The sequence below is a fragment of the Niveibacterium umoris genome, from assembly GCF_014197015.1.
Classification (GTDB): Bacteria; Pseudomonadota; Gammaproteobacteria; order Burkholderiales; family Rhodocyclaceae; genus Niveibacterium; species Niveibacterium umoris.
Window position 1 is genome coordinate 270,250 of sequence record NZ_JACIET010000001.1, and the last position, 13,060, is coordinate 283,309.

Genomic DNA, 13,060 nt, shown 5'->3' on the forward strand with positions numbered 1-13,060 from the left:
AGGAGTGGCATTCGCCGACACGGAGTGCGCCAAGGTGGAGGCCGCAGCGGCAGCGGGCCGCGGGGGCATGCTCGCGCTCTACGACAAGGGTTGCTACGACGCCGCGCTGCAGCGCGCGAACGCGCTGATCGAGGCTGCCGGTAGCGGCGACGCCCGCACGCGCGCGGTGCTGCTCAACGACGCCGCCGCGATCAGCGAAAAGCTCGGCCGCTATGCCGAGGCGAACGAGTTCTATGCGCAGGCTGTTGGCCTGTTGCGCAGCGGCCCGGATGCGGCATTGGGCGGCACGCTTGCCGGCAATCGCGCGGTGCTGCTGTACCGTGTCGGCGCGTACGACGAAGCGCTGAAGAGCTACACCGAAGCGATCGCGATCCTCGAAACGGCGTCGGGTGCCGATCCGTCTGCCTTGAGTGCGGCGGTGGGCGGGCTCGGTCTGGTCGAGCAGACGCTCGGTCGCTACCAGGACGCGGCGATCCATCTCAAGCGCGCGCTCGAACTGGACGAGAAGCTGCGCGGCAAGGTGCATGCCGATGTGGCGACCGATCTCTCGAACCTTGGCGACCTGTATCGCGCGCTGGGCGATTTCGACCATGCGCTGCCGACCTATCGGCGCGCCTACGAGATCCGCCGCAAGGTATTGCCACCCGATCATGCCGACACGACCAACAGCCTCAGCAAGCTGGCCTATGCACACGAAAACCTCGGGCAGAACGAGGTGGCGCTCAAGCTCTACGAGGAGGCGCTTGCGATGCGCCAGCGCGTGCTGCCCGCCGGCCACCCCTTCATTGCCAGCGCACAGAGCAGCATCGGCGACATCTTGCGGCGCGGCGGGCAATTCGACGCGGCCCGACCGTGGTACGACCAGGCGCTGGCGATCCGCCGCGCGGCACTGCCGCCGGGGCATGCCGACATCGCCGATACCCTGCACAACCTGGGCTGGCTGCTGCAGTTGAAAGGGGACTTCGCAGCCGCCGAGGCGCACTTCCGCGAGGCGCTCGCGATCCGCGAACAGGCGCTGGGTGCTGGCCACGCGCGCACGGCCGACACGATGGCGCGACTGGCAAGCGTCGTTGCCGCGCGTGGCGACTCGACGCAGGCCCTGGCGCTGTCGCTGCGTGCATTCGCGATCGCGCGCGCAGCCGGCGTGCCGCAGGTTGAATTCGAGTCCGGCGTGTTGCTCGCGACGCGCTATCACGCGGCAGGTCGCCCCGAGCAAGCGGTTTTCGTTGGCAAACAGGCGATCAATGCGATGCAGCGCATCCGCGGGCAATCGCGCACGCTCGATCCGGCACTGCAGCGCAGTCTGATGCAGGAAAACGGCGGGGCCTATCGCGAACTGGCGAGCTGGCTGGTCGACCTTGGGCGGCTCGCGGAAGCCGAACAGGTGCTGACCATGCTCAAGGAGGTCGAGCTTGCCGATCTCGTGCAACGTTCCGATGTCCAGCGCACACAGGCGGAATTCGTTGGCGCGGAAAAGTCCGCGGCGCAGCAGGGCGATGCGCTGGTGGCCACTGGCGTGGCCGAGGCGAGCGAACTGGCGGCGCTGCAACGACGCCAGCGGGCCGGCGAGAAGCTCGACGAGGCGGCGCAACAGCGGCTGCAGGCGCTCAAACAGCGCCAGCTGCAATGGCAGATCGATTTCGAGAAATGGGTGTCCGCGCTGAAGTTCGTCAGCGATGCTACGGAACTGCGTGCCGAGGTGCTGCACCGGGGCAGCGATCTGCAGACGCTGGTGCGGCCGGATCCCGGTGCGGTGGGCGTGTCCTACGTGGTGGGCGAACAGCGACTGGCGATAGTTGTGTCGACCGGGCGCGGCAGCTTCGGGCGTGAGGTGGCGATCGGGCGTGTCGAACTCAATCGCCGGGTCGCGGCACTGCGGCAGGCGATCGAAGCGCGCGCCGACGTCTTGCCGGCAGCGCAGGCCTTGCATCAGGTGCTGGTCGCGCCGATCGCAGCGGACCTTGCAGCGGCCAAGGCCACCACGCTGGTGCTGGCGCTGACCGAATCGCTACGCTATCTGCCGTTCGCTGCCCTGCACGACGGCAAGCAGTTTCTGGTCGAACGCTACGCGCTGGTGCATTGGCTGCAGGCGGGCGGAACGCCGTCCGGTGGGCCTGCGGGCGAGTGGCAGGTCGCCGGGCTCGGCGCCGCGCGCGGGGCGTCCGGCTTCAAGCCTTTGCCGGCGGTGCCGGGTGAATTGGGGCGCATCGTGCGCGACGCCAGGCATCCGGACGGCACCCTTCCAGGCGAGGTGCTGCTCGATGGCGAATTCGATCGTGGCGGGCTGGAGGATGCCTTATCCGGCCGCTTCAACGTGGTGCACATCGCCAGCCATTTCGATTTCCGACCGGGCGACGCGGAACGTTCGGTGCTGCTGCTCGGCGATGGCAACACCCTGAGCCTGCGGGAACTGGCCGCACTCGACTATCTCAACGTGCAGTTGCTGACGCTGTCCGCCTGCAACACCGCCAGCGGCGGCGGCACAAACGAGAACGGCGCGGAAGTGGAAGGGCTCGCCGCCGCAGTGCGGCGCCAGGGCGCCCGCAGCGTGCTGGCGAGCCTGTGGCCTGTTGCCGATGCCAGTACTGCGGCGCTGATGCAGCGTTTCTATTCGGCGCGCGCGGAGGGCCGCGGGAACGCGCTGCGCACGGCACAACTGGCGATCTTGCAAGGCGCCGCTGTCGCCGCAGACGAGAGCGAGCGCGGCGCCAAGCTGGCGGGCGGTGGCACCATGAAGGCAGTCGGGATCGATCCGGCACGCCCCTGGGCGCATCCCTACTTCTGGGCGCCCTTCGTACTGAGCGGAGACTGGAGATGATGGCTGCAACTTCCTGGCGAAAGGCTCGTGCGGCGCTGATTGGCGTGTTGGCATTGCAGACCCTGCCGATCTGCGCTGTGGTGCGTGCGGAGTCGCCCGCCGTGTCGCTGGTCGAGGCGCCGGGGCAGTGGAAGTCCGGGCCTTGGACATTGATCGAGCGCGACGCGTCAGACGGCTGGGTGACGCTGCGCTGCGAGGGCCCTCCGGAATGCAACGAGGCGCTGCTGGCGGCCGCGGCACGCTGGCCTGAGGCGCAGCAGCGCCTGGAGCAGGGGGCGCTGTCGGTGCGCGCCGACTATTGGCGACGAGAGGTGTTTCCGTATTTCGGCGCCTTCCGTGCAGTCGAACCCACCGCGGATCTGGCTTTGCCTTCGAGGATCTGGCTCGACGACCGGTATGCGGGACTCCGTTGCAGCTGGCGCGACGCCGCCGGTGCACACACTGCGGACTTGTCTGGCGGCGATCGCGCGCGCTATTCCGGCCCCGACTCGGCCTCAAGCGAAATGGTGCTGATATCGGCGAAGGCGTGTTCCCGCTGCCGCGCACACTATCTGCACCTGCAATTGAAGGGCAGCGGAGAAGGTGCTGCGCCGGCACTGTTCCTCAACTGGAGCGGGGTGGAGTTCCTGCCGATCGAAGGCGCGCTGATGCAAGGGTTTGCATCACTGGGGGGGAAGGCTCCGGTAAGAATGCGCTGCACGGGCCGCTGAATCTGGGCCGCAATGCCTGTCGATGAATTGGCGAGCGTACCCCGGGCACTGTTGCGGACGCCCGGGGTGCATCGTTGAGCCCGATGCTCAGGTGCGCTGTGTGCGTCGCCGGGCCAGTGCCAGCACGCCAAGACCTGCCAGCATCATTGCCGTCGTTCCGGGTTCTGGCACTGCGGCGACTTCGGCGCCGGTCAGAGCGTGGTCATACACCGCGATGTAATCGACCTTGCCGCGTGAGGCTTCGCCCTGACCGGTCGCGAAATCGTCGATGAAGAAATTGACTGTCCGGTTTGGCGTGCTGAACACGAAGATGTTGCTGCTGTCCGTGTAGGTCGCACGCAGCGCGCCATTGACGTAGCCGTTGACGACCTGGGTCGTCGCGTCGCGCGTCAGCGTCACGCGCAAGGTCTTGTCGGCGATGAAATCATTGGCCGGGCCATTGATCTGGGTGCTGCAATCGCAGATCTGCAGCGCGGAGTTGAAGTTGTAGAGCCCTGCGTCACTTGTGAGCCCCTTGAAGTCGAGCACTTTGCGCCAGCTGCTGGTGGCGCCGAAGCTGAACGACAGATCCAGCGTGTAGTTGCCGGCCGGCAGTGCGCCGTCCAGGCTCAGGCCTTGATTGGCTTCAAAGCTGTAGCTGGTGGCGCCGAGTACGCCGCCGTGGGCTACCAGACTCGGGCCGCCGAAGGCATCGGCCAGGCTGCCGTCGAGCTGATACAAGTGGGTCGGGTCGGCAGAGGCGATTGGCGCGGCAAGGGAAACCAAGGTCGCGCAGACCAGCAAGCGCAAGTGATGATGCATGGGTCTTCTCCGGAGTGGGTAGGGGAGCCCCGGCATCATAGCAAGGTGCTTGCATATGTCATATTGCAGGTTGCCGCGTGTAGCCGGATTTCTCTGCGTTGCCACAGCGCACATCGTGCCCGCAAGGGTGACGCAGTGCTATCGGCGTGGCGTCGATCGCGGTGTTCCGGGCCGGATCCAGCGCCCGATGCGACCGACCAGCCGGTCCGGAAAGTGCGAAACCGCCCACGCGACGACGCTGTACTTGATGGCCTTGCCGGCGGCGACGGCCAGGAAGACGCCGAGGTAGTCATGCCGTACCGCGGACAGCACGATCAGCGCCGGGGTTTGCGGCAGTGGCAGGGCGGCGACAAGCAGCAGGGCGGCAAGGCCATAGGCCTGCGTCCATTGTGTGACGAGGTGCCAGCGCGGGTGCGTGCCAAGTGCCGGGAAGTGGGCGTAAAGCTGTTCCCAAGCCATGTGGTGGAAGAGGATGACCAGGGCGCAGGCGCCCAGCGCGCTGCCCAGCGTGGACACTGCAGCGATGCTGCGCCAGCGCTTCGGAGCGATCAGCACGGCGGTGCTGATGATCAGCGTGATCGGGTAGGCGGCGGTCAGCGTGCCGGCGGCCGCCAGTCCGAGGCAAGCCAGAAGCAGATGCTGGCTCGCTTCGGCCCGCGCGATCAGTTTGAGGATGCGTTCGCTGAGTCGGGCTGACATCGGCGCTCGGTGGCGTCGCCGTGCCCCGTCCGAGGCACGGTCACTGGGGCTACTGGCGGCGCTGGTCGATCTGCACCGCGAGCGCGCTCTGGTTGGCATCGCGGACCTGCACGATGCCGAAGAGGTCGCCTGGGGCCGACTGCGGCGTGCCGGACGCCGATACGCGAGCCTCGATCTCGATCGCCGGCACGCTGGAAAGCGGGCGGTTGGCGTTGAGCGAGGCGCTGTCGTCGAGGGTGATCGTGGCCGGCAGACCTTCGGTGCCACGCTTGATCACGGCCAGTGGCATGCGCTCGCCCGGCGCGCGGGCGATCACGAACAGTGTCTTGCCAGCGGCGTCGGCCTTGAGCGCAGGTGCGATGCCAATGGCGAGGGCAATCGAGCGTTGCGTGGCGGCGGCCGGTGCGGTGGTCGCTTCGGCCTTGGCGGTGGCGCTCGGCGCCGCGGCCGGTGCTTCAACCAGCGGTGCTTCGCCGCTGCGGCTGCGCAGTTCCGCCAGCGCGTTCTTGAGGAAGCCGGCATCTTCGGATTCGTCCGGCACCTTGCTCAAGGCGTGCTGCAGGTAGGTGATCGCGGTCTTGTTGTCGCCGCGCTCGGCCGCGGCGGACCCGGCGAGCATCAGCGCCAGCAAATGTTCCGGATCGAGCTTGAGCGCCTTGAGGGCGAAAGCCTCCGGCTTGCCGGCGAGCTTGCCGCCGGTGGTCATCGCAAGCGTGTCGGCGTATTCGGCGAGCCAGTCGGCGCTCTCTTCCAGCGCGGGGCCGATGCGTTCGAAGGCGGCGGCGGCGTCGTTGAAACGCCCCATCACCTTGTAGGACCGACCGAGCATCGCCCAGCCCTTGGGATTATTCGGTTCGGCCTCCAGCTTGGCGGCCAGGTTGGCGACCATCTTGTTCACGTCCGGCTGTCCGGCCGCGGCTTGCGGTGCGATGCCGGTGACGGCCGCGGGGGTGCCCAGTTTGGCGTAGATCGCACCGGCGACCAGCGGCAGCAGCAATACTACCGGGATCACGGTCCAGCGCGGCCGAGTGGTACGGGCGGCGGCTGGCGTGGCGGTGCCGGCATCGTCGATCAGGCGGCGATGCACGTCGTCACGCGCGGCGGCGAATTCTTCCGCGGTCAGCGCACCACTTGCATGTTCGCGTTCGAGCGCGGCGATCTCGTCACGCAGGATGCTGGCATTGAGCCGGCCCATGTCGACCGCGGCGGCTTGGCCACGCCGGAAGATGAACGGGCGGGTGAGGAGGCCGAGCACCAGAACGGTCAGCGCGGCGGTGGCAATGATGAAAGTGGTCATTCGGTGACGTTCCGTTTCTCGGCGTCCGCGATCAGGGCTTCAGCCTTGCGGCGTTCGGCCTCGTCCAGCGGTTGTTCGACGGCAGCGTTACGCTGGCGCAGGTAGATCAGCAGGCCGGCGATGCCGCCCAGCAGCAGCACGAAGGGGCCTCCCCACAGCAGCAGGGTGGTGGCCTTGAGCGGCGGGCGGTAGCGCACGAAATCGCCGTAACGCTGCACGAGGAAGTCCATGATCTCGGCGTCGGTCTTGCCTGCCTTGATCATCGTGCGGATCTCGCGGCGCAGGTCCTCGGCGAGTTCGGCATGCGAGCCGGCCAGCGATTCGTTCTGGCAGACGAGGCAGCGCAGTTCTTCGCTGATCGCGATCATGCGTTGTTCAACGGCTTCGTCTTCGGCCAGCGGGCGGGCGTCCTTGGCCAGCACCGCGCCGCTCAGGCACAGCGCTGCGAAGAGCAGGGCGAGTCGTTTCATGTCGAGAGTTTCTTGATCAGCGGAAGGATGGTCTGGTCGAGCACTTCCTGGGTCACCGGGCCGATCTGCTTGAAGCGGATCACGCCGTTGCGGTCGATCACATAGGTTTCCGGCACGCCGTACACGCCGTAGTCGATGCCGACGCGGCCATCCGCATCGACCGCGACCAGCGAATACGGATTGCCGAACTGGCCGAGCCAGCGCTTGGCGTCGGCGGGCTGATCCTTGTAGTCGAGCCCGACCAGCGGAACGGTGTTGGTGCGCGAGAACGCGACCAGGACCGGATGCTCGTCACGGCACGACACGCACCACGACGCCCACACGTTCAGCATCCAGACCTTGCCGCGCATGTCTTCGGGGCTGAAGGTCTTGCTGGCGTCGCCGAGCTGCGGCACGCGGAAGGCCGGCGCCGGCTTGTCAATCAGTGGCGAGGGGATGCTGTGCGGGTCCTTGTTCAGGCCGACGGCGAGAAAGCCGAGCAGCACGACGAACAGGACGATGGGAATCCAGACGATGCGCTTCATGCGCGGACTCCTTCCAGGCCGGTGGCGGCGCTTTTCGCGCGCATGCGGTAACGGCGGTCACTTGCCGCAAGGATGCCGCCGAACGCCATCAGCAGGGCGCCGCTCCAGATCCAGATGACCATCGGTTTGTAATACACACGCACGGCCCAGGCCTTGCCATCGAGTGGCTCGCCCAGCGACACATAAAGGTCGCGGAACAGGCCGGAGTCGATCGAGGTCTCGGTCATCGGCATCGCCGAGCTGTTGTACTGGCGCTTTTCCGGGTGCAGGGTGTCGAGCAGCTTGCCGTCGCGCGATAGTTCCACTTCCCCGACCGCCGCGCGGTAGTTCGGGCCCATGCGCTCGGTGACGCTCTTGAGCGTGAAGCTGTAGCCGCCGACCACGGTGGTCTCGCCCGGCTCCATGCGTACGTCGCGCTCGGCTTCGTAATGCTTCACGAAGGCGACGCCGAGGATGCTGATGGCGAGCCCGAAGTGGGCGATCTGCATGCCCCAGTAACCGGCCGGCGGCATGCCGCTGCGCAGGCGCTCGCGCAACTGCGCGACCATCGATGTGGCGAGCCATAGCGCGCAGAAGCTGCCGAGTGCGGCGCCGAAGGTCCACTTGCCGGCGATCAGCGGCAGCGCGACCGCCGCCACGAGGCCTACCACGGCGGGCAGGCGCAGGCGCGGCAGCAGGTCGGCCTTGGACGACTGCTTCCACCGCAGCAGCGGGCCAATTGCGGCGAGCAGGAAGATCGGGATCACCACCGGCACGAAGACCGAGTTGAAGTAGGGCGGGCCGACCGACAGCTTGCCCAGGCCCAGCGCGTCGATCGCCAGCGGGTACAGGGTGCCAAGCAGCACGCAGGCCGCGGCGACCACCAGCAGCACGTTGTTGCAGAGCAGCAGCGTTTCGCGCGACAACAGTGCGAAGCGGCCGCCGAGTCCGCTCTTCGGCGCGCGCCAGGCGAACAGCGCGAGCGAGCTGCCGATCACCAGCGCGAGCAGGATCAGGATCATGATGCCGCGGCGCGGGTCGGTGGCGAAGGCGTGCACCGAGGTCAGCACGCCCGAGCGGACCAAGAAGGTGCCCAGCAGCGACAGCGAGAAGGCGCCGATCGCGAGCAGTACTGTCCAGTTGCGGAAGCTGCCGCGCTTCTCGGTGACCGCCAGCGAATGGATCAGCGCGGTGCCGACCAGCCAGGGCATGAACGATGCGTTCTCGACCGGGTCCCAGAACCACCAGCCGCCCCAGCCCAATTCGTAATACGCCCAGTAGGAACCGAGCGCGATGCCCAAGGTCAGCGAGATCCACGCGGCCAGCGTCCACGGCCGTGACCAGCGCGCCCAGGCGGCATCGAGCCGGCCGGCGAGCAGCGCGGCGAGCGCGAAGGCGAAGGCCACCGAGAAGCCGACGTAGCCCATGTAGAGCATCGGCGGGTGCACCACCAGGCCCGGATCCTGCAGCAGCGGGTTGAGGTCGGCGCCGTCCGGCGCAGCCGGGATCAGGCGGTCGAAGGGGTTCGAGGTGACCAGCACGAAGAGCAGGAAGCCGGCGGCGACCAGACCGAGCACGCCGATCACGCGGGCGACCATTTCATCCGGCAGGCTGCGCGAGAACAGCGACACCGCCAGCGTCCAGCCCGACAGCATCAGCAGCCACAGCAGGAAGGAACCCTCGTGGCCGCCCCACACCGCGGCGAACTTGTAGATCGAGGGCAGTTGCGAGTTCGAGTGCTCGGCGACATAGCGCACCGAGAAATCGTCGCCGACAAAGGCAATTGCGAGGCACACGAAGCTCGTCGCCAGCAGCAGGAAGAGCGCCTGTGCCGCGGGGCGAGCGAGCGCGATCCAGGTGCGGTCGCCGCGGTGCGCGCCAAGCAGTGGAAGGATGCCCTGCAGCAGGGCGACGGGGAGCGCGAGGATCAGCGCAAAGTGTCCGAATTCCGGGTTCATTGTTTGAGCGTCGTCCCTGCCTTGTGGGCCTGTTCCACCGCGTGCTTGGCTTCCGGTGGCATGTAGTTTTCGTCGTGCTTGGCGAGCACTTCGGTGGCGGTGAACTTGCCGGTCGGATCGAGCTTGCCCTGCGCGACCACGCCCTTACCCTCCTTGAAGAGGTCGGGCAGGATGCCGGTGTAGGCGACCGGGATTTCCTTGGCGGTATCGGTGACGACGAAGTTTGCGGTAAGGCCGTCGCGCTGCAGGCTGCCCGGCTTGACCAGCCCGCCGATGCGGAAGGCTGCGCCGCTCGGCGCCTTGCCGGCGACGACGTCGCTCGGCGTCACGAAGAGCGCGATGTTGCTGTTGAGCGCGTTGAGGATCAGCCCCGCGGCGATGGCGAGCGATGCCAGCGCGCCGAGGATGATCGCAAGACGTTTGTGACGAGCCTTCATGTTGCCTTTCCTTCTGCTTCGATTTCGTCTGCCCGGTGTTCGCGGCGCAGACTTGACAGGATTTCGCTGCGCCGATTGCGCACCAGCACCACTTCGACGATCACCGCCAGCACGCAGGCGGCAAAGCTGCCCCACACGTAAAGGGCGTAGCCGCCCATCGCGAAGAATTCAGCGGGTGAGTTCCAGTTCATGCGTTCAGCTCCGGCAGTCGGACAACCCAATCGGCGTGACGTTCCCGCTCGAGGATGATGGCGCGCGCGCGCACCAGTGCGACGGCGATGGTGTACATCCACGCTGCCAGCGCCATCAGCAGCATGCCCCACAGCATCGTGTGCGCCATCGAAGGCGAGCGGGTCATCGACACCGACGACCCCTGGTGCAGCGTGTTCCACCACTGCACCGAGAAATAGATGATCGGGATGTTCACCACGCCGACCAGCGCCAGCACCGCGCAGGCCTTGTCGCCGCGGCGCGGGTCGTCGATCGCCGAGCGCAGCGCGATGTAGCCCAGGTAGAGGAAGAACAGGATCAGTTCGGAGGTCAGCCGCGCGTCCCAGATCCACCAGGTGCCCCACATCGGCTTGCCCCACAGCGCGCCGGTCCACAGCGACAGCGCGGCCATGATCGCGCCGGTGGGCGCCAGCGCCGTGGCCATCACGCCCGACAGCCGCGTGTTCAGCGTCAGCCCGACCGCCGACCAGAAGGCCATGACCAGGTAGATGAACATCGACATCCACGAGGTCGGCACATGCAGGAAGATGATGCGGTAACCCTCGCCCTGCTGGAAGTCGGTGGGTGCGACGAAGAAGCCGATCCACAGGCCGGCGACGCAGAAGATCACCGCCAGTGCGGTAAACCACGGCACCATCTTGCCGGCGAGCGGGTAGAAGGTGGCGGGGCTCGAGTAATGGAACCAGTTGATGAGGCGGTTGCTCATTCGAGTGCAATCCTGATGGCGGCCGTCACGGCCAGAGGGGCGAAGAATATCGAAAGTGCCAGCATCGCCGCGAGCAGCGACAGATGACCGCCGGCCGCGAGCCCCTGCAGGTGCGCTTCCACCGCGCCGGCGCCGAAGATCAGCGCGGGCACGTAGAGCGGCAGCACGATCAGCGACAGCAACGCGCCGCCCCCGCGCAGGCCCAGCGTCAGCGCAGCGCCGATCGCGCCGATCATCGACAGCAGCGGGGTGCCGATCAGCAGGCCCAGCGTGAGCAGGCCCAGCGCGTCGGGCGGCAGGTCGAACTGCAGCCCCAGCACCGGCGCCAGCACCACCAGCGGCAGGCCGGACACCATCCAGTGCGCGAAGATCTTGCCGCCGACCAGCCAGCCCATCGGCGTCGGCGATACGGCCATCTGTTCCAGCGTGCCGTCGTGGAAGTCGTCGGCGAACATGCGGTTGAGGCCCAGCAGCGTGGCCAGCAGTGCCGACACCCACAGGATGCCGGGGCCGATCTTGCGCAGCAGGTGCGGATCTGGCCCGATGCCGAGCGGGAACAGGCTGGCGACGATGACGAAGAAGAACAGCGCGGTCAGCGCCTCGCTCTTGCGGCGCACCGCCAGTAGTAGATCGCGCCGGATCACGGCCATCAGCGTGTTCATGGCGCGCCCTCCAGCATCAGTTCGCGGCTACCGGGCAGCGGGATCGCCTGGTGGCTGGTGAGGATCGCGATGCCGCCGCGCGCAAGGTGGCCGGCCAGCAGTTCGCCGAGCAGGTCCACCGCCTTCACGTCGAGCGCCGCGAGCGGTTCATCGAGAATCCACAACTGCGCTTCGCGCGTCAGCAGACGGCTCAGCAGCACCCGGCGGCGCTGTCCCTGTGACAGAAACTTCACCGGCAGGTCTTCGCGACCACGCAGGCCGAAGCGCGATAGCGCAGACAGCGCTGCCTTCTCGCTCAGGTGCCCGCCATCCAGCGCCGAAGCAAGGCGCAGGTTTTCCAGCGGCGTCAGTTCTTCCTTCACGCCGGCGTGGTGGCCGAGGTACAGCAGGGCCTGGCGGTAGGTGTCGCCAGCGGCGCCGATTTCCTGCGCGTTCCACAGCACCCTGCCTTCGGCCGGGTGCGAGAGGCCCGCGAGCTGGCGCAGCAGGCTGGTCTTGCCGGCGCCGTTGCTGCCGCGCACGTACATCCACTCGCCCGCGTCGAGGCTGAAACTCAACCCGGTGAAGAGCGTGCGGTCGCCGCGGATGCAGGAGAGGCGGTCGGCGCTCAGTTGGCTGGCGCTGTGGCGGATAGGGGCTTGCGTCATGCAGGCAGCTTCCCGTCCCGGGTGGGGCAGGCGCGGCCTGACGGTGGTGTGGCGCGGGAACTGCGCAAGACTTGCCTGACGATCATGTTTCTATTTACCAACGTGTCGTGATTGTCGTACCGGGGTCGGGTCGGGCCGGCTCTTTGTCCGGCGCCAGAACGCAATGGTAATTCATTCGCCCCGACCTGCCGGGTCGGGTTGGCGGGTCGCGCGACCAGACGCGGCCGTATGGTGGGGGAGTCGGCCCTGGTTTGGAATGCGCTGCGTCAAGTTCCGTTTGCGCATGGGTGTGCTGTGCGGCACGAGGCGCTCGCCGTGCATCAGTGTTCGGTCAGCGTCATCAGGATGTCGGCGTACCACGCGCAGTTGAGGCCCAGCGCCTCGTCGAGCTTGAGGTCGCGTGTGCCGACATCGAGCCGCGACGAATGCACGCCCAGCAGCAGCCAGGGCAGGTCGTCGCGCTGGCGGGCAGGGTCGGTGATGCGCATCACCACAGGCGCGCCGCTGCCGCCGCGGTGGGTGCGCGCATCGGTCAGGAAGTAGCCCTCGCCCTGGAAGCGCAGGCCAAAGGACGAGGCGATGCCCGCCTGCCGCACCACCGGCAGGTGGTGCAGCGTGTCGTGAAAGCCGAGCGGGTAGCCCACCACCAGGATCGACGAACCCACCTCGATGTGGTCTTCGCGTTGTTGCAGGTGCTGCGGCCCGAACGCGTAGTACACCGTGCCGGGCGGCAGGGCATTGCGTTCGAGTTCGATGATCGCGACATCCACCTCGCCGGCCGAATCCTTGCCCTGCCGCCACAGGCTGCGGCCGTTGCGGAACAGGGGCACCGAAAAGCCGGTGGAGCGCGCCATGTTGCTCGCATCGATGTGCAACTCGATCTCGATGCGGTCTGGGTTGTGGCCGCTGTCTTCATCGCACATCACATGGCGGCTGGTGACGAGGAACAGACGGGAGCCGCGCTCGAAGAAGAAGCCGCTCGCGTTGGTCAGAAGGCGATCACCGTCGAAGGTCCATACCGGTACGGCGCACAGCAGAATCGGTTCGATCATCAGGTACTTTCCGTTGGGGGGCAGGCCCAGCATGCGCGCAATGTTGCGGCAGTGCACGCCTTGCCCGGT

14 protein-coding genes are annotated in these 13,060 nt (G+C 67.3%); 2 read left to right on the forward strand and 12 right to left on the reverse strand.

All coding sequences use genetic code 11. The features are described 5' to 3' along the window. Nucleotides 1-4 precede the first annotated feature (4 nt). Together GGR36_RS01195 and GGR36_RS01200 are read left to right on the forward strand one after the other, a co-directional pair. Entirely contained in the window at nucleotides 5-2,818 is a 2,814-nt protein-coding gene (locus GGR36_RS01195; protein WP_221229471.1) for a CHAT domain-containing tetratricopeptide repeat protein, read from the forward strand. After that, nucleotides 2,815-3,528 carry a hypothetical protein gene (locus tag GGR36_RS01200; protein ID WP_183631006.1) on the forward strand — a complete coding sequence of 238 codons (714 nt, stop codon included), beginning with the start codon at nucleotides 2,815-2,817 and terminating at the stop codon, nucleotides 3,526-3,528. Before GGR36_RS01195 ends, GGR36_RS01200 begins: the two co-directional genes overlap by 4 nt. An 87-nt stretch (nucleotides 3,529-3,615) precedes the next feature. Here the strand turns inward: GGR36_RS01200 and GGR36_RS01205 are convergent, their stop codons facing one another. From GGR36_RS01205 to GGR36_RS01260, 12 genes are all read right to left on the reverse strand, one after another. Beyond that, nucleotides 3,616-4,329: a PEP-CTERM sorting domain-containing protein gene (locus GGR36_RS01205; protein ID WP_183631011.1), complete on the reverse strand. Its 714-nt coding sequence runs from the start codon at nucleotides 4,327-4,329 to the stop codon at nucleotides 3,616-3,618. Between the two features lie 138 nt (nucleotides 4,330-4,467). Further along, nucleotides 4,468-5,028, reverse strand: coding sequence for a hypothetical protein (locus GGR36_RS01210; RefSeq protein ID WP_183631013.1), 561 nt, complete (start codon nucleotides 5,026-5,028; stop codon nucleotides 4,468-4,470). A 49-nt stretch (nucleotides 5,029-5,077) separates the two neighbouring features. Beyond that, entirely contained in the window at nucleotides 5,078-6,325 is a 1,248-nt protein-coding gene (gene ccmI, locus GGR36_RS01215; RefSeq protein WP_183631020.1) for a c-type cytochrome biogenesis protein CcmI, read from the reverse strand. Next, on the reverse strand, nucleotides 6,322-6,795 hold the full coding sequence (locus GGR36_RS01220; protein ID WP_183631022.1) for a cytochrome c-type biogenesis protein: 474 nt from the start codon (nucleotides 6,793-6,795) through the stop codon (nucleotides 6,322-6,324). The genes ccmI and GGR36_RS01220 overlap by 4 nt, the downstream gene beginning before the upstream one ends. Beyond that, nucleotides 6,792-7,319: a DsbE family thiol:disulfide interchange protein gene (locus tag GGR36_RS01225; RefSeq protein ID WP_183631024.1), complete on the reverse strand. Its 528-nt coding sequence runs from the start codon at nucleotides 7,317-7,319 to the stop codon at nucleotides 6,792-6,794. Before GGR36_RS01225 ends, GGR36_RS01220 begins: the two co-directional genes overlap by 4 nt. Then, nucleotides 7,316-9,256, reverse strand: a complete 1,941-nt coding sequence (locus GGR36_RS01230; protein WP_183631026.1) for a heme lyase CcmF/NrfE family subunit — start codon at nucleotides 9,254-9,256, stop codon at nucleotides 7,316-7,318. Before GGR36_RS01230 ends, GGR36_RS01225 begins: the two co-directional genes overlap by 4 nt. Continuing rightward, nucleotides 9,253-9,693 (reverse strand): cytochrome c maturation protein CcmE, encoded by a 441-nt coding sequence (ccmE, locus tag GGR36_RS01235; RefSeq protein ID WP_183631028.1) that lies wholly within the window; start codon nucleotides 9,691-9,693, stop codon nucleotides 9,253-9,255. Before ccmE ends, GGR36_RS01230 begins: the two co-directional genes overlap by 4 nt. Next, nucleotides 9,690-9,884: a heme exporter protein CcmD gene (gene ccmD, locus GGR36_RS01240; RefSeq protein WP_183631030.1), complete on the reverse strand. Its 195-nt coding sequence runs from the start codon at nucleotides 9,882-9,884 to the stop codon at nucleotides 9,690-9,692. Before ccmD ends, ccmE begins: the two co-directional genes overlap by 4 nt. Beyond that, the gene (gene ccmC / locus GGR36_RS01245) at nucleotides 9,881-10,630 is read right to left on the reverse strand and encodes a heme ABC transporter permease CcmC (RefSeq protein ID WP_183631038.1); all 750 of its coding nucleotides are present in this window, start codon (nucleotides 10,628-10,630) and stop codon (nucleotides 9,881-9,883) included. The genes ccmD and ccmC overlap by 4 nt, the downstream gene beginning before the upstream one ends. After that, nucleotides 10,627-11,292, reverse strand: coding sequence for a heme exporter protein CcmB (gene ccmB / locus GGR36_RS01250; protein WP_183631041.1), 666 nt, complete (start codon nucleotides 11,290-11,292; stop codon nucleotides 10,627-10,629). Before ccmB ends, ccmC begins: the two co-directional genes overlap by 4 nt. Continuing rightward, a complete protein-coding gene (gene ccmA / locus GGR36_RS01255; protein ID WP_183631042.1) occupies nucleotides 11,289-11,939 on the reverse strand; it encodes a cytochrome c biogenesis heme-transporting ATPase CcmA in 651 nt (216 codons plus the stop codon). The genes ccmB and ccmA overlap by 4 nt, the downstream gene beginning before the upstream one ends. A gap of 320 nt (nucleotides 11,940-12,259) precedes the next feature. Beyond that, nucleotides 12,260-13,024, reverse strand: a complete 765-nt coding sequence (locus GGR36_RS01260; RefSeq protein ID WP_244971033.1) for a S1 family peptidase — start codon at nucleotides 13,022-13,024, stop codon at nucleotides 12,260-12,262. Nucleotides 13,025-13,060: the final 36 nt, after the last annotated feature.